This window comes from Paracoccus fontiphilus, assembly GCF_017356265.1.
GTDB classification, from domain to species: Bacteria; Pseudomonadota; Alphaproteobacteria; order Rhodobacterales; family Rhodobacteraceae; genus Paracoccus; species Paracoccus fontiphilus.
Map to the genome: position 1 here is coordinate 1 of NZ_JAFNAW010000044.1, position 15686 is coordinate 15686.

Annotated in this window: 12 protein-coding genes, 2 tRNA genes and 1 pseudogene; 7 read left to right on the forward strand and 8 right to left on the reverse strand. The window is 67.6% G+C overall.

Going from position 1 to position 15686, the window contains the following annotated elements; genetic code table 11:
• From selA to J0F76_RS14190, 4 genes and pseudogenes are all read left to right on the forward strand, one after another.
• The coding region (selA, locus tag J0F76_RS14175; RefSeq protein WP_207470416.1) for an L-seryl-tRNA(Sec) selenium transferase at window positions 1-1236 on the forward strand (1236 nt) is incomplete at its 5' end.
• Window positions 1233-3044, forward strand: a pseudogene (gene selB / locus J0F76_RS14180) (selenocysteine-specific translation elongation factor); the annotation flags it as partial. The gene selA and the pseudogene selB, both read left to right, overlap by 4 nt.
• Window positions 3045-3137: 93 nt before the next feature.
• Window positions 3138-3233, forward strand: a tRNA-Sec gene (locus tag J0F76_RS14185).
• A gap of 17 nt (window positions 3234-3250) precedes the next feature.
• The gene (locus J0F76_RS14190; protein WP_207470419.1) at window positions 3251-3631 is read left to right on the forward strand and encodes a hypothetical protein; all 381 of its coding nucleotides are present in this window, start codon (window positions 3251-3253) and stop codon (window positions 3629-3631) included.
• Here J0F76_RS14190 and J0F76_RS14195 read toward each other — a convergent pair whose 3' ends face one another.
• Window positions 3632-4027 carry a hypothetical protein gene (locus J0F76_RS14195; RefSeq protein ID WP_207470420.1) on the reverse strand — a complete coding sequence of 132 codons (396 nt, stop codon included), beginning with the start codon at window positions 4025-4027 and terminating at the stop codon, window positions 3632-3634.
• Window positions 4028-4181: 154 nt separating this feature from the next.
• On the opposite strand from J0F76_RS14195, the gene tig reads away from it, so the two are divergent.
• The 3 genes from tig (at window position 4182) to J0F76_RS14210 (ending at window position 6254) form a co-directional block, all read left to right on the forward strand.
• On the forward strand, window positions 4182-5516 hold the full coding sequence (gene tig / locus J0F76_RS14200; protein WP_207470422.1) for a trigger factor: 1335 nt from the start codon (window positions 4182-4184) through the stop codon (window positions 5514-5516).
• Window positions 5517-5616: 100 nt separating this feature from the next.
• Window positions 5617-6036, forward strand: a complete 420-nt coding sequence (locus J0F76_RS14205; protein WP_207470424.1) for a DUF1489 family protein — start codon at window positions 5617-5619, stop codon at window positions 6034-6036.
• Window positions 6037-6180: 144 nt separating this feature from the next.
• A tRNA-Gly gene (locus tag J0F76_RS14210) sits at window positions 6181-6254 on the forward strand.
• A 118-nt stretch (window positions 6255-6372) separates the two neighbouring features.
• Here the strand turns inward: J0F76_RS14210 and trmB are convergent.
• Genes trmB through nuoL form a run of 7 tightly spaced genes read right to left on the reverse strand, consistent with a single transcriptional unit; the run spans window position 6373 to window position 15682 of the window.
• Window positions 6373-7089 (reverse strand): tRNA (guanine(46)-N(7))-methyltransferase TrmB, encoded by a 717-nt coding sequence (trmB, locus tag J0F76_RS14215; protein ID WP_207470426.1) that lies wholly within the window; start codon window positions 7087-7089, stop codon window positions 6373-6375.
• A 54-nt stretch (window positions 7090-7143) separates the two neighbouring features.
• On the reverse strand, window positions 7144-8820 hold the full coding sequence (locus J0F76_RS14220; protein ID WP_207470428.1) for a ribonuclease J: 1677 nt from the start codon (window positions 8818-8820) through the stop codon (window positions 7144-7146).
• The gene (locus J0F76_RS14225; RefSeq protein ID WP_207470430.1) at window positions 8813-9592 is read right to left on the reverse strand and encodes a type III pantothenate kinase; all 780 of its coding nucleotides are present in this window, start codon (window positions 9590-9592) and stop codon (window positions 8813-8815) included. Before J0F76_RS14225 ends, J0F76_RS14220 begins: the two co-directional genes overlap by 8 nt.
• Window positions 9593-9595: 3 nt before the next feature.
• Window positions 9596-10354 carry a biotin--[acetyl-CoA-carboxylase] ligase gene (locus J0F76_RS14230; protein WP_207470473.1) on the reverse strand — a complete coding sequence of 253 codons (759 nt, stop codon included), beginning with the start codon at window positions 10352-10354 and terminating at the stop codon, window positions 9596-9598.
• Window positions 10355-10364: 10 nt separating this feature from the next.
• Entirely contained in the window at window positions 10365-11870 is a 1506-nt protein-coding gene (gene nuoN / locus J0F76_RS14235) for an NADH-quinone oxidoreductase subunit NuoN (RefSeq protein WP_207470432.1), read from the reverse strand.
• A gap of 10 nt (window positions 11871-11880) precedes the next feature.
• Window positions 11881-13449 (reverse strand): NADH-quinone oxidoreductase subunit M, encoded by a 1569-nt coding sequence (locus tag J0F76_RS14240; RefSeq protein WP_207470435.1) that lies wholly within the window; start codon window positions 13447-13449, stop codon window positions 11881-11883.
• A 1-nt stretch (window position 13450) separates the two neighbouring features.
• Complete coding sequence (gene nuoL, locus J0F76_RS14245; protein ID WP_207470437.1) at window positions 13451-15682, reverse strand: NADH-quinone oxidoreductase subunit L; 2232 nt, start codon at window positions 15680-15682, stop codon at window positions 13451-13453.
• Between the last annotated feature and the right edge of the window lie 4 nt (window positions 15683-15686).

Consider the following 15686-nt stretch of genomic DNA (forward strand, 5'->3'; position numbering starts at 1 on the left):
GCGATCAAGGGCGGCGCGGACGGCGCGGTCGAGGCCGCGCGCCTGGCCGGTCTGCTGGCCGCCGACCTGGCCGCGAGCGCCCAGTCCCGGCTGCGGCCGATGCTGAACCTGACCGGCACGGTCCTGCACACCAACCTGGGTCGCGCGATCCTGGCTGATGACGCCATTGCCGCCGCCAGCGCCGCCATGGCCGCTCCGCTGGCGCTGGAGTTCGACCTGGAGACCGGTGGGCGCGGGCAGCGCGACGACCATCTGCGCGGACTGCTGTGCGAACTGACCGGGGCCGAGGACGCCACGATCGTCAACAACAACGCCGCCGCCGTGCTGATCGCGCTGAACACCTTCGGCCAGGGGCGGCAGGCCATCGTCTCGCGCGGCGAGCTGATCGAGATCGGCGGCGCTTTCCGGATGCCCGACATCATGGCCCGCGCCGGCGCGCATCTGGTCGAGGTGGGCACCACCAACCGCACCCACCCGCGCGATTACCAGGACGCGATCACGCCCGACACGGGGCTGATCCTCAAGGTCCACACCTCGAACTATCGCATCGAGGGGTTCACCGCCGAAGTCGCCGCCCCCGCCCTGTCGCAGATCGCGCGGAAGGCGGGCGTGGTGCTGCTGAACGACCTCGGCTCGGGGTCGCTGGTCGATCTGGGCCGCTGGGGCCTGCGCCGCGAACCCACCGTGGCCGAGGCGGTGGCCGAGGGCGCGGATCTGGTGACGTTCTCGGGCGACAAGCTGCTGGGCGGTCCGCAGGCGGGCTTCATCGTCGGCCGCCGCGACCTGATCGCGCAGATCAACAAGAACCCGCTCAAGCGCGCCCTCCGCCTGGACAAGATCCGCATCGCGGCGCTGGAGGCGACCTTGCGCCTGTATCGCGATCCCGACCGGCTGGCCGAGCGCCTGCCCGTACTGCGCCACCTGTCGCGCCCGCAGGCCGACATCGCCGCTCAGGCCGAACGGCTGGCCCCGCAGGTGGCGGCGTTGCTGCCGGATTACGCCGTGGCCGCTACGGATTGCGCAAGCCAGATCGGGTCCGGTTCGCTCCCGACCGATACGATACCCTCGGCGGGCCTGCGGATCACGGGCGCGGGCGGCGATGCGCCGGACCGGCTGGCGGCACGCCTGCGCGGCCTGCCCCGCCCTGTCGTCGGGCGAATCCACGACGGCGCGTTGGTCCTGGATCTGCGGACGCTTGACCGCGACGAGGATCTGCTGGAGGCGCTGTCGGCATGATCGTCGGCACGGCGGGGCATATCGACCACGGCAAGACCGCGCTGGTCAAGGCGCTGACCGGCACCGACGCCGACCGTCTGGCCGAGGAAAAGGCCCGTGGCATCACCATCGACCTGGGCTTCGCCTATGCCGACCTGGGCGGCGGGGCCATCACCGGCTTTGTCGATGTGCCGGGGCATGAACGCCTGATCCACACCATGCTGGCGGGCGCGGGCGGCATCGACCTGGCGCTTCTGGTGGTGGCGGCCGACGACGGGGTGATGCCGCAAACGCGCGAGCATGTGGCGATTCTGGATCTGCTGGGCATCGCGCGCGGCATCGTGGCGCTGACCAAGGCCGATCTGGCGGACGCAACGCGGCGCGCAGCGGTTGCCGGCGAAATCCGCGCTGTCCTGGAAGGCACCGCCTTGGCCGACGCGCCGATCATGCCGGTATCGTCCCTGACCGGCGAGGGCATAGACGCCCTGCGCACAGCGCTGATCGCCGCCGAAACCGAAACCGCCGCCCGCCATTCCGATGGTCCGCTTCGGCTGGCCGTGGACCGCAGCTTCACCCTGTCCGGCGCGGGCACCGTCGTCACCGGCACGGTGCTGACGGGCCGCGTGGCCGTGGGCGATCCCGTCATCGTCGGCCCGCGCGGCCTGCCCGCCCGGGTGCGCGCCATCCACGCGCAGAACCGTCCCGCGGCCGAGGGCCTGGCGGGTCAGCGATGCGCCCTGAACCTTGCGGGCGAGGCGATCAGCAAGGACGCCATCCATCGCGGCGACGTGGTTCTGTCGCCCGCGCTGCACGCGCCCACCGACCGCATCGACGCCTGGCTGACGGTGCTGGCATCCGAGCCCAAGCTCATCGGCACCTGGTTCCCCGCCCGCTTGCACAGCCACGCGGTCGAGGCCGGCGCCCGCATCGTGCCCCTGGGCGATCCGATCCCCCCCGGCGGCAGCGGCCCCGTGCAGGTCGTGCTGGACAGGCCCATCGCCGCCGCCATCCACGACCGCTTCATCCTGCGCGACGTCTCGGCCAGCCGCACCATCGGCGGCGGGCGCTTCATGGACCTGCGCGCCCCGGCCCGCAAGCGCCGCACGCCGGACCGGCTGGCCCTGATCGCCGCCGCGCGCCACGAGGACCCTGCCCGCGCGCTGGCGGCGATGCTGACCGCAGCGCCGGTCGATCTGCCCGCCTTTGCCCGCGACCGCAGCCTGTCGCAAGCCGCGCTGCCTGCCGTGATCCGCGCTGCCGGGGCTGCCACGGTCGGCGACCTGGCCGTCAGCGCCGAGGGTCTGGACAGCCTGCAGCGGCAGTTGACCGCCACCCTGACGCAGTTCCACGACGACAACCCCGATCTGCCGGGCCTTGGCCGCGAACGCCTGCGCCTGACGCTGCATCCGCGCTTGCCCAAGGACGCGTTCCTTGCCTTCCTGCGGACCGAGGCCGACCAAGGCCGCGCCACCCTGGATGGCGCCTTTGTCCGCCTGCCCGGCCACGAGGTCCGCCTGACGCCCGAGGACGAGGCCCTGTGGCAGCGCATCGCCCCCGGTCTGCAAGGCGACACCCGCTTCCGTCCCCCCCGCGTGCGCGATTTCGCGACCGAGTTCGGCATCGACGAACGCGACATCCGCCGCGTCCTGAAACTGACGCAAAAGCTGGGCCGCACCGACCAGATCGCGCACGACCACTTCTTCGCGCGCGCGGTGACGGCGGAAATGGTGGCGATCATCCTTGATGTCGCGGCACACACGCCGGATGGCTGGTTCACCGCCCCCGCCTTTCGCGACCGCGTGCAGAACGGCCGCAAGGTCGCCATCGAGATCCTCGACTTCTTCGACCGCCACGGCCTGACCTTGCGCCGGGGCGATTTACGTCGCATCAACCCGCATCGCGCCGACCTGTTCGGCACCGATGGAAGGGAATCGTCCCCGGTGGGGCGGCCGGTCTTCAAAACCGGTTGGGGCAGCGAGCCTGTCCCGGGTGGGTTCGACTCCCATTCCCTTCCGCCAGACCCTCAGGACCGGACATGACCGATTTCGACGACTGGCTTCAGGCGACCTTCGCGGAAACGGATGGCTTCACGGTCCTGATCGTGCTGATCGGCACCGCCGGCGGCAGGGTCGATCTGCTGAAATCAGCGCATCTCCATGTGATCGGGGACGACATCCGCTGGCCGGACATGGCCGCCTATCTGGACGGGTCGGGCGTCGCCTGGGACGCGGTCGCGCTGTTCCGCGCGGGGCGCGAAGGGCTGGTTGCCGACGATGTGGCGCGCACGCGGCTGGACCAGCTGGTCCGCGCCATGAACGGCGACCGCACCCTGATCCGCGACAGCGAGTTCTTCAACCGCGACGGCCTGCGCCTGCGGCTGGACGATGCCGAACCCTCGGTTCCGATCCTGAACTGATCAGCAGGCTGTCGGCTGCGCCGCGACGGGTTCCGCCCTGCCCGCCAGATCCAGCCCGCGCGCGGTCGGCGGCTGCCAGGTGGGCGACTGTTCCACCGCGCCCTGGGTATTGGTCCCCAGGTGCGAACCGCCCAGACCACCGCTCCAACCGCTGCTGCCGGCATTGTTGGCGTCGGTGGCATTGGCGCCCGGCTGGGGCGGGGTCGCGTTTTCGGCGACCGTGTCGCGGGCGGGGCAGTTCCCCTCTCCGGACTGGCCCTGTTCCTCGGTCTGGCTGGCGAGGGCCTCGGTGACGGCGCCCGGCGTGGCGACCGAAGACGTCACAGGCGCCGTTTGCGCCCAACCGGCGCCAAGCGCAAGAAGACTGGTGGCAAGGACGGCGCTGAAGCGGATCATGGCAAGGCCTCGTGGCGTGGTGAGGAAGGACCGGGTGGAAACGTCCGCCGTGCCGCCGCAGTTCCGCTTGCAGCCGAGCGTCCCCGCGACTAGAAGGGCGGGAATTTTTCAGCCGCCGCGGCTTTGGCGGCCCTTATGGCACACGAGGACGAAGATGCAGGTCAAGGAAACCCAGAACGAAGGTCTCAAGCGGGGCTACCAGTTCACCCTGCCGGCAGCTGATCTGGCCGCGACGGTCGATGCGAAGCTGAAGGAAGCGCAGCCCGAGGTCGAGATGAAGGGCTTCCGCAAGGGCAAGGTCCCGATGGCCATGCTGAAGAAGCAGTTCGGCCCGCGCATCCTGGGCGACGCCATGCAGGAAGCCATCGACGGCGCGCTGAAGAAGCATCTGGACGAATCCGGCGACCGTCCCGCGACCCAGCCCAAGGTCGAGATGCAGAACGGCGAGACCTGGAAGGAAGGCGACGACGTGGTCGTCAACGTCTCCTACGAGGCGCTGCCCCCGATCCCCGAGGTGGACCTGACCGGCCTGACCCTGGAAAAGCTGACCGTGCCCGCCGAGGAGGCCGCGATCAACGAGGCTCTGGAAAACCTGGCGAAATCGGCTCAGTCCTTCGAGGACCGCAAGAAGGGCAGCAAGGCGAAAAGCGGCGACCAGGTCGTGATCGACTTCAAGGGCTTCGTCGACGGCGAAGCGTTCGAGGGCGGCGCGGGTGAGGATTACCCGCTGGTGCTGGGCTCGAACAGCTTCATCCCCGGCTTCGAGGACCAGCTTGTCGGCGCCAAGGAAGGTGAAGACGTGACCGTCACCGTCACCTTCCCGACCGAATACGGCGCCGCGCACCTGGCCGGCAAGGAAGCCACCTTCGAATGCACCGTGAAGGCCGTGAAGGCCCCGAAGGAAGCCGAGATCGACGACGAGCTGGCCAAGAAGTTCGGCGCCGAGGATCTGGACGGCCTGAAGAAGCAGATCGCCGGCCGCCTGGAACAGGAATATGCCGGCGCGGCCCGCGCGATCCTGAAGCGGTCGCTGCTGGACCAGTTGGACGAGAAGGTGAAGTTCGACCTGCCCGAGTCGCTGGTCGAGGCCGAGGCGCACCAGATCGCCCACCAGCTGTGGCACGAGGAGAACCCCGAGGTTCACGACCATAACCACGGCAGCATCGAGCCGACCGACGAGCACAAGAAGCTGGCCGAGCGCCGCGTCCGCCTGGGCCTTCTGCTGGCCGAGATCGGCCAGAAGGCCGAAGTGACCGTCACCGACCAGGAGATGACCCAAGCCGTGCTGCGCGCCGCCCGCCAGTATCCGGGCCAGGAACGCGCCTTCTTCGAGTTCGTGCAGCAGAACCAGGCCGTGCAGCAGCAACTGCGCGCCCCGATCTTCGAGGACAAGGTCGTCGATCACATCGCCGAGCAGGCGAAGGTCGAGGAAAAGACCGTGACCAAGGAAGAACTGGAAAAGGCGGTCGAGGCCCTGGACGAACTCTGATCGTCCCGTTCCACGCTTTCGAAAGGCCGCGCCATTTTGCGCGGCCTTTTCCTTTCGTGGCGGTCTTGTGACGCCATTGGGCACCCCTTATCTTGCGGCCATGTCAGCACAACTCCACCTCATGAAGCTTTGCGTCGGCGCCGAAGGGCCTGACGACCTGGCGCAATGGCAGCGAAGGTTCGGCGACGGCCATGCCGTCCACGTCACCCGCATGTGGCCCAAGCGGGAAGCCGAGCTGCTGTCGGGCGGGTCGATCTTCTGGGTCTTCAAGGGCGTCATGCTGGCCCGCCAGCGGATCGTGCGGCTGGACGAGCATTTTCACGACAACGGCATCCGCCGCTGCGCCCTGATCCTGGACCGCGACCTCGTTCCCGTCACCGCCGTGCCCCGCCGCCCCTTCCAGGGCTGGCGCTATCTGAACGCCGGCGATGCCCCGTCCGACATGCCGCGCGGCCGCGAGGGCGATGCCGCCCTGCCGCCGCAAATGGCCGCCGCCCTTGCCGAAATGGGCCTTGTCTGACGCGTGATGCCGCCACCAACAGGTGGCGACGGCAGCAGGCGGGTGCGGCCCGATGTCAGGGCAGCAGTCTCGTCCGGGTCAGGCGTCAAGCGCGCGGTTTCGCTCTTGCAGCCGCCGCAGCGTGACGATATTCAGAGACCCTGTGCGGGTGTAGCTCAATGGTAGAGCAGCAGCTTCCCAAGCTGAATACGAGGGTTCGATTCCCTTCACCCGCTCCAATCCCTTTCCCGGACCCGTTTGCGCCGCAGGCACTCCGCTGCGGCTTGCGTGTTGGCACGGCCGCCAAGGGGCCTTGTCCCTTGGCCAGAGCTTCAGGCGGACAATGCGGAACGCGGCTCAGCCCCTGCGGCGGAAGGTCGCATAGTGTGGCACGCGGCCTTCGCGCAGCGCCTTCTGTTCATAGCGCGTGCTGAGCCAGTCGTCCCAGGCGGCCGGCGTATCCTCCACCAGGTCGAAGCCCGCCAGGGGCACCTCCTCGAGCGTCTGGCGCATGTAGTCGGGGATGTCGGTCGCCACCCGGAACTCGGCGCCCGGCTTCATGACGCGGGCCAGCGGCACCAGATGCTCGGGCGTGACGAAGCGGCGGCGGTGGTGGCGCGCCTTGGGCCAGGGGTCGGGATAGTTCAGGAACGCCCGGCTGATCGAGGCGTCAGGCAGCACGTCCATCAGGTCGCGTGCGTCGCCCGGATGGACGCTGACATTGGACACGCCCGCGTTGCGGATCTTGCCCAGCAGCATGGCGACGCCGTTGATGAAGGGCTCGCAGCCGATGATGCCGATGCCGGGATAGCGGGCGGCCATGTGGACCATGTGCTCGCCCCCGCCGAAGCCGACCTCCAGCCAGATCGGCCGGTCGTCGCCGAAGATCGCCGCCGGGTCGATGGGACGGCGGTCCGGGTTGTCCTGCACGGTGATGCCGCGCGGGCGCAGCTCGCCCAAGTCCTCGGACAGGTAGCCCTTCTGGCTTTGGCGCAGGGTCTTGCCATGCCGCCGGCCATAGAAGTTGCGGCGCGGCGGATTCGGGTCGAAGGCGGATTTGGGCGTGTCGGACATGGGCCGGGGATTGCACCGGCAAGGGGGCCGGGTCAAGCCCCCCTGCCCCCGCAGCTATTCCCCCATCAGGCGGCTGATGATGACCGTCACCTCGGGCTTCTTGCCGATCTCCTCCATGGCGACCTGGCGGGTGATGCGGCGGATCGCCTCGTCCATCTTGGCATCGTCGCGGACCACGCGGGGATTGGCACCTTCCAGGAACTCGGACAGCTCGCCCTCGATATGCGCGCCCAGATCCTCGCCGCTGCGGGTGCGGCCGGGCAGGCCCATCAGTTCCACCCATGCGTCGGGCAGGACGTTGTCGTCCTCGTCCACGATCACGCTGACAAGGGCGTGGCCGTTCAGCGCCATGCGGATGCGGTCGCGCACCACGCCGTCCATGGCGCCGATCAGCACCGTGCCGTCCAGGTACAGCCGCCCGGTTTCCACCTGGTCCACGATGCGCGGCACGTCGCCCGTCAGGTCCAGCATGGTGCCGTTGGTGGCGATCTCGGCCGCGATGCCCTTGGCGCGGGCCATCAACACATGCTCTCGCAGGTGGAGGTGCTCGCCATGCATGGGGATCACGATCTCGGGCTTCAGCAGTTCGTGCAGGGCCTCGATGTCGGGGCGGTTGGCATGGCCCGAGACGTGGTAAAGCCCGTCATCCGCGTCATAGACCTCGACCCCCATCTCGCTCAGGGCGTTCATGATCCGCCCGACCGAGCGTTCGTTGCCCGGAATGGTCTTGGAGCTGAACAGGAAGCTGTCGCCTTCCTTCAGTTGCAGGCCCAGATAGCGCCCGCGCGACAGTTGCGCGCTGGCGGCGCGGCGTTCACCCTGCGATCCGGTCGCCAGCAGCATCACCTGGTGGCGCGGCAGGCTGGCGGCTTCCTCGGGGCCGATGGTGTCGGGGAAATCGGTCAGCACGCCGGTCTCCAGGCCCACGGCCACCATCTTGCGCATGGCGCGGCCCAGCAGGCAGACCTTGCGGCCACCGGCGATGGCGGCCTCGGACAGGGTCTTGAGGCGCGCGATGTTGCTGGCGAAGGTGGTGGCGACGACCATGTTCTTCTGCGCCATCACCCAGTCCAGGATGGGATTGGCCAGCATCGCCTCGGACCGGCCGGGGTTGGGGGAAAAGATGTTGGTGCTGTCACAGGCCAGCACCTTGATGCCCTTGCCTTCCTCGGCGATGTGGTGCCAGGCGATCGGGTCGAAGGGATCGCCCACGACCGGGGTGCCGTCCAGCTTGAAGTCGCCGGTATGCACGACACGGCCCGCAGGCGTGTCGATGATCAGCGCCGCGCTTTCGGGGATCGAGTGGCTGACCGGCACGAACTGCACGGTGAAGGGGCCGACCTGCGTCACCTCGGGGCGTGGCCCGGTGATGTTCACGGCCGAGGGCGAATAGCCCTGCTCCTCCAGCTTCAGGCGGACAAGCGCGCCGGTGAACTGGCGGGCATAGATCGGCGCCTTGAGCCGGCCGTAAAGATGTCCCACGGCGCCCAGGTGATCCTCGTGCCCGTGGGTGATGAAGATCGCGTCCAGCCGGTCGCGGTTCTGTTGCAGCCAGGTCAGGTCGGGCATGATCAGGTCGATGCCGGGGCTGCTGTCCATGTCGCCGAAACTGACGCCCAGATCCACCAGGATCAGCCTTTCGCGTCCGGGCTGGCCATAGCCATAGACATAGGCATTCATGCCGATTTCGCCCGCGCCGCCCAGCGGCAGATAGATCAGGCGCTCAGCCATTGCCCATCTCCTTGTTGTAATCGTGAATGAGCCGCAGCCCGTGCATCGTCAGATCGTCTTCGATTGCGTCGAACAGGTCAAACCCCTGATCGAACAGCGGCGCAAGTCCCCCGGTGGCGATCACCTTCATCGGGCGCGCGCGTTCAGCCCGGATTTGCCGGACGACGCCGTCCACGAGGCCGATATAGCCCCAGAAGATCCCCGACTGGATGCAGGCCACCGTGTTGGTGCCGATGACCTTGGCCGGCATGGTCACGTCGACATGCGGCAGGCTGGCCGCGCCCATGTGCAGGGCTTCCAGCGACAGGTTCACGCCCGGCGCGATCACGCCGCCGATATAGGCGCCGTCCACGTCCACCACGTCAAAGGTGGTGGCCGTGCCGAAATCCACCACGATCAGGTCGGGGCCGTGCCGGTCGAAGGCGCCCACGGTGTTGACCAGCCGGTCCGGGCCGACCACCGTGCCCATGTCCACGCGCGGGTTCACGGGCAGCAGGCAGTCGGGCTTGCCCACGACCAGCGGGCGGGTGTCAAAGTAGCGGTTGCAGAGCACGCGCAGGTTGAAGACCACGCGCGGCGCGGTCGAGCTGATGATGCAGGCGTCGATGTCCAGCGCGAACTTCTGCCCGTCGATCAGCGTGGACAGCCAGACGAAATATTCGTCCGCCGTGCGCCGGTGGTCGGTGGCGATGCGCCAATGCGCCAGGAAGCGCTCGCCGTTCCAGATGGAAAAGACGGTGTTCGTGTTGCCGGTGTCGATGCACAGAAGCATGGCTCAGGCTCCGGTGAAATAGATGTCGGCGGCGGGGATCGCCTGCCTGCCGCGCGGCCCGGTCAGGATCAGGGCGCCGGTCTCGTCGATGCCGTCAAAGCGGCCGGTGGTCTCAACCGTGCCGGTGCGGGCGGTGATCGTCTCGCCCAGCCTGGCGGCGCGGGCCAGCCAGGCCGCGCGGATGGGCGCGAAGCCGAAGCTGCGCATCTGCCGGTGCCAGTCGTCGAAGGCCGGGGCAAGCGCGGCCAGAAGATCGTCGGTCGAGACAACCAGCCCAGTCTCGCCCAACAGGCTGACCGGCCGCAGCGCGCCCGGCTCGACGGCAGCGGCATCGGGCGCCGCCGCCAGGTTCACGCCGATCCCGATGGCAAGCGCCTGGATGGACGCTCCCGCGCCGATGCTTTCCAGCAGGATGCCCGACAGCTTGCCGCCGTTCAGCAGCACGTCGTTCGGCCATTTCAGCGCGACATTCAACTGCGGCCCGCACAACTGGCGCAGCGCGTCATGCACGGCAAGGGCGGCGACAAAGGACAGCCGCGCCGCATCGGCGGGACCACCTTCGGGCCGCAGGACCAGCGTTGCGGCGAAGTTGCCGGGCGGATCGCTCCAGGCCCTGCCCCGCCGCCCGCGCCCCGCCGTCTGCTGGCGGGCCATGATCCAGGTCGGGCCGGACAGGCTGGGCGCCAGGCGCATCGCCTCGGCATTGGTGCTGTCAACGCGGTCGAGGACATGGCGTGCCACGCCCTCGGGCCAGGATGCCAGCAGGGTGCCGTTACTCAACGGCAGGGGTCTCGGCCGAAGTGTCAGGCAAAAGCGCCGCATCAGCCGGGACAACCGCGCTGCCCACCAGCGATTCCGCCGCGGTGGCGGCAGCGGAATCCACGCCCCACATCGACACGGCGCCGATCAGCAGCAGGGCCGCCGGGATCACCAGCGCCAGGTACTGCACCGCGCCCATGCGGCTTTCGACGCCCTCGTTCTCGGCCCCGAACCACATGTAGTAGACGATGCGCAGGTAATAGAAAGCGCCGATGACGGATGCGATCACGCCCAGGATCGCCAGCCAGGACATGCCGGCCTGCACCGCCGCCGTCAGCACGCCGTACTTGGCGAAGAAGCCCAGGAAGGGCGGAACGCCGGCCAGGCTGAACATCAGGAACAGCACGGCAAAGCCCTTGACGGGTTCGGCCTGGGCGAAGCGGTTCAGGCTTTCCAGGTCGGTGATCGGGCGCCCGTCGCGTTCCATCGACAGGATGAAAGCGAAGGAGCCGACGTTCATCACCGCATAGATCGCCATATACAGCAGCATCGACTGAACGCCGAACGCCGTGCCCGCCGCAAGGCCCACCAGGGCGAACCCCATGTGCGCGATGGACGAATAGGCCATCAGCCGCTTGATGTTGCGCTGCCCGATCCCGGCGATCGAGCCCAGGAACATCGACATGACCGCAAGCGCCGCGATGATCTGGCCCCAGTCGCCCGGCACGTTGCCGAAGGCGTCGAACATCAGCCGCGCGATCAGCGCCATGGCCGCGACCTTGGGCGCGGTGGCGAAGAAGGCCGTGACCGGCGTCGGCGCGCCCTCGTAGACGTCGGGCGTCCACATGTGGAACGGCACCGCCGAGACCTTGAAGGCAAGGCCCACCAGCAGGAACACCAGCCCGAACAGCAGGCCCACGGACAGTTGCCCGCCCACGACCGTCTGCACGATGCCGCTGAAGCTGGTCGTGCCCGAGAAGCCGTAAACCAGCGACGCCCCGTACAGCAGCATCCCCGAGGACAGCGAGCCGAGGACGAAGTACTTCAGCCCCGCCTCGGACGATTTCACGCTGTCGCGGCGCATGGCGGCGGCCACGTAGAGCGCCAGCGATTGCAGCTCCAGCCCCATGTAGAGCGACAGCAGGTCGCTGGCCGAGACCATCAGCATCATGCCGATCACGGCAAGGGTCACGAGGATCGGATATTCGAAGCGCAGCAGCTTGTAGCGGTCCATGTAATCCGCGCTCATCGCCAGGACGGCGGCGGCAGAGATCAGGATCGTGACCTTGGCAAAGCGGGCGAAGGCGTCGTCGGTGAACATGCCGAAGAACGCCACCTGCGCCGGGCGGTCGGCATAGCCGACGTAAAGCCCGATCACCAGCAGCGCGGCCACGGTCGCCCACAGGATCGGGCGCGCGATCGCGTCCTTGCCCAGGTAGGCCCCGGCCATCAGCGCGCCAAGCGCATAAAGCGCCAGCACAAGTTCCGGCAGGATGGTCGAGAAATCGAGCGCGGTCATCGTGCTTACCTCAATGGCTGGCATCAGTCGTTTCCGCCTGGGCGGTGACTGCAAGCCCGTCGCGTCCGTCATGCGGCAGGGCGTCGTGATAGTTGACCAGCAACGCCTGGACGGCGGGGCCGGTGATGTCGGTGACGGCGCGCGGATAGACGCCCAGATACAGCGTCATGGCCACCAGCGGCACGAAGATCCACTTCTCGCGCGGGGTCATGTCGGTGATGGTCCGCAGGGTTTCCTTGATCAGCGCCCCCAGCGTCACGCGGCGATACAGCCACAGCGCATAGCCCGCCGACAGGATCACGCCGGTCGCGGCGACGAAGGCCACCCAGGTGTTGGCCTTGAAGGTGCCCATCAGGGTCAGGAACTCGCCCACGAAACCCGAGGTGCCGGGCAGGCCCACGTTCGCCATGGTGAAGAACATGAACACCAGCGCATAGACGGGCATGCGGTTGACCAAGCCGCCATAGGCGTCGATCTCGCGCGTGTGCATCCGGTCGTAGATCACGCCGACGCAGAGGAACAGCGCGCCCGAGATGAAGCCGTGCGAAAGCATCTGGAAGATCGCACCGTCCAGGCCCTGCTGGTTGGCCGCGAAGACGCCCATCGTCACGTAGCCCATGTGCGCGACCGAGGAATAGGCGATCAGCTTCTTCATGTCGGTCTGCGCAAGCGCCACCAGCGAAGTGTAGACGATGGCGATGGCCGACATCCAGAACACCAGCGGCTGCAGCATGTCCGAGGCCACGGGGAACATCGGCAGGCTGAAGCGCAGGAAGCCGTAGCCGCCCATCTTCAGAAGCACCGCCGCCAGCACGACCGATCCCGCGGTCGGCGCCTGCACGTGCGCGTCGGGCAGCCAGGTATGGACCGGCCACATCGGCATCTTGACCGCGAAGCTGGCGAAGAAGGCCAGGAACAGCAGCGTCTGCATCCCGCCGACCACGGTGAAGCCCAGAACGCGCATGGTTTCCGACGGGAAGTCGAAGGCCAGCAGTTGCGCGATGTCGGTCGTCCCCGCCGTCCGCGCCATGGCGATCATCGCCACCAGCATCAGGACGGATCCGAGGAAGGTATACAGGAAGAACTTGAACGTCGCGTAGATGCGGTTCGCCCCGCCCCAGATGCCGATGATCAGGAACATCGGGATCAGGCCCGCCTCGAAGAACAGGTAGAACAGGATCAGGTCCAGCGCCGTGAAGACGCCGATCATCAGCCCCTCCAGCACCAGGAAGGCGATCATGTATTCCTTGACGCGGGTCTTGACGTCCCAGGTGGACAGGATCGTCAGCGGCATCAGGAAGGTCGTCAGCAGCACGAACAGGACCGAGATGCCGTCCACGCCCATCCGGTAGCGCAGGCCCATGATCCAGGGGTGATCCTCGACGAACTGGAAGCCGGTGTCCGCCGGATCGAAGCCCGCCAGGACGAACAGCGAGATCAGGAAGGTCGCCGTGGTGGCGATCAGCGCCAGCCACTTGGCGTTGCGCTGCGCGGCCTCGTCCTCGCCGCGCAGGAACACGGCCAGGATGCCCGCCGCGACGATGGGCAGGAAGGTGATGATCGAAAGAAGGTTCGTCATGTCAGTGCGCGCCCCGCATCATCACCCAGATCAGCAAGCCCACGATGCCGACAACCATCGCAAAGGCGTAATGGAACAGATAGCCCGACTGCACCCGACCGGCGAAGCGCGTCAGGCGCGGGATGATTCCCATGGCCACCCCGTTGATGGCGCCGTCGATAACCGCTGTGTCGCCGCCCGTCCACAGCTTGCGGCCGATCCAAAGCGCCGGACGCACGAAGGCGAAGTGATAGATCTCGTCGAAATACCACTTGTTCAGCAGGAACCGATACAGCGCCGGCTGCTGCGCCGCCAGCTTGGCAGGCGCGTTCGGATAGCGGATATACATCAGCCAGGACAGGCCAAGCCCGATCAGCATCGCCACGAAAGGCGACAGCTTCACCCAGGTCGGGACCGAATGGGCGTCGTGCATGACATGGTTGTCCCCGCGCATGAAGATGGCGCCCTGCTCGAAGCCGGCCATGGCCTCGTGGCCGTCGGCCGCGGCTTCCTCGGCCGGGTCGCTGGCGGCACCCGCGGCGGCATGGGTCGCCGCCCCTTCAGGCTCGCCATGCGGGGCCTCGGCCACGGCACCGTCCAGCGCCTCGCCATGGCCGCTCTCGGCCTGTTCATGGGCCACTTCGGGCAGGCCGAAGAACCGCTGCACGTTGTCGCCAAAGAAGCTGCCGTACCAGATCATCCCGGCGAAGATCGCGCCAAGGGCCAGGACGGCCAGCGGCACGGTCATGACCGGCGGGCTTTCATGGGCATGGTGGTGGGCGTGCAGGGGATCGTGATGGCCGTGGTCGTCATGCCCGTGGCCATGGCCGGGGACAGGCTGGACCTCCTCCTCGGACTTGATCTCGGCATCCCAGACCTTTTGCGGACGCGGCGCGCCCCAGAAGGTCAGGAACATCAGCCGCCAGGAATAGAAGCTGGTCATCAGCGCCGCGATCACCAGCAGCCAGAAGGCATAGCCCACGCCGGACGCGTAGGCGCTTTCGATCACCGCGTCCTTGGACAGGAAGCCCGCAAAGCCGATATGGGTCAGCGGAATGCCGACGCCGGTGATGGCCAGCGTGCCGATCAGCATGGCGGCGAAGGTATAGGGCACCTTCTTGCGCAGCCCGCCATAGTTCCGCATGTCCTGTTCGTGGTGCATCGCGTGGATCACGGAACCCGCGCCCAGGAACAGCATGGCCTTGAAGAAGGCGTGCGTGAACAGGTGGAACATGGCGACCGAATAGACGCCGACCCCCGCCGCCACGAACATGTAGCCAAGCTGCGAGCAGGTCGAGTAGGCGATCACGCGCTTGATGTCGTTCTGCACCAGGCCCACGGTCGCCGCGAAGAACGCGGTCGAGGCGCCGATGATCGTCACGAACATCTTGGCCTCGGGTGCGAACTCGAACAAGGGCGACATGCGGCAGACGAGGAACACGCCCGCCGTCACCATGGTCGCGGCGTGGATCAGCGCGGAGACCGGGGTCGGGCCTTCCATCGCGTCCGGCAGCCAGGTGTGCAGGAACAGCTGCGCCGACTTGCCCATGGCGCCCACGAACAGCAGGACGGCCAGCAGGTTCGCGGCGTTCCAGTCGGCCCACAGGAAATGGACCTGCGCCTGCGCCAGTTCATCCACCTGCGCGAAGATCGCGTCGAACTGGATCGACCCGGTCATCCACCACAGCCCGAAGATGCCCATAAGGAAGCCGAAGTCGCCGACCCGGTTGACGATGAAGGCCTTCATGGCGGCGGCGTTGGCCGACGGCTTGCGGTAATAGAAGCCGATCAGCAGGTAGGAGGCGACGCCCACCCCCTCCCAGCCGAAGAACATCTGCAAGAGGTTGTCCGCCGTCACCAGCATCAGCATGGCGAAGGTGAAGAACGACAGATAGGCGAAGAAGCGCGCCTTGTAGTGCTCGTGATGCGTCCAGTTGTCGTCATGGGCCATGTAGCCCATCGAATAGAGGTGGACGAGCGCCGAGACCGTGGTCACGACAATCAGCATGATCGCCGTCAGCCGGTCCAGGCGGATCGCCCATTCGCTGCTGAAATCGCCCGACACGACCCAGTCCATGACGGGGATGTGCTGCGTCTCGCCCCCGAAGGTGCTGAACACGATCCAGGAAAACAGCGCGGCGACGAACAGCACGCCCGTCGTCAGCAGTTGCGCGCCCTTTTCGCCGATGACGCGCCAGCCGAAGCCCGCGATCAGCGCCGCGACCAGGGGCGCGAACAGGATGAATTGCACCATGACC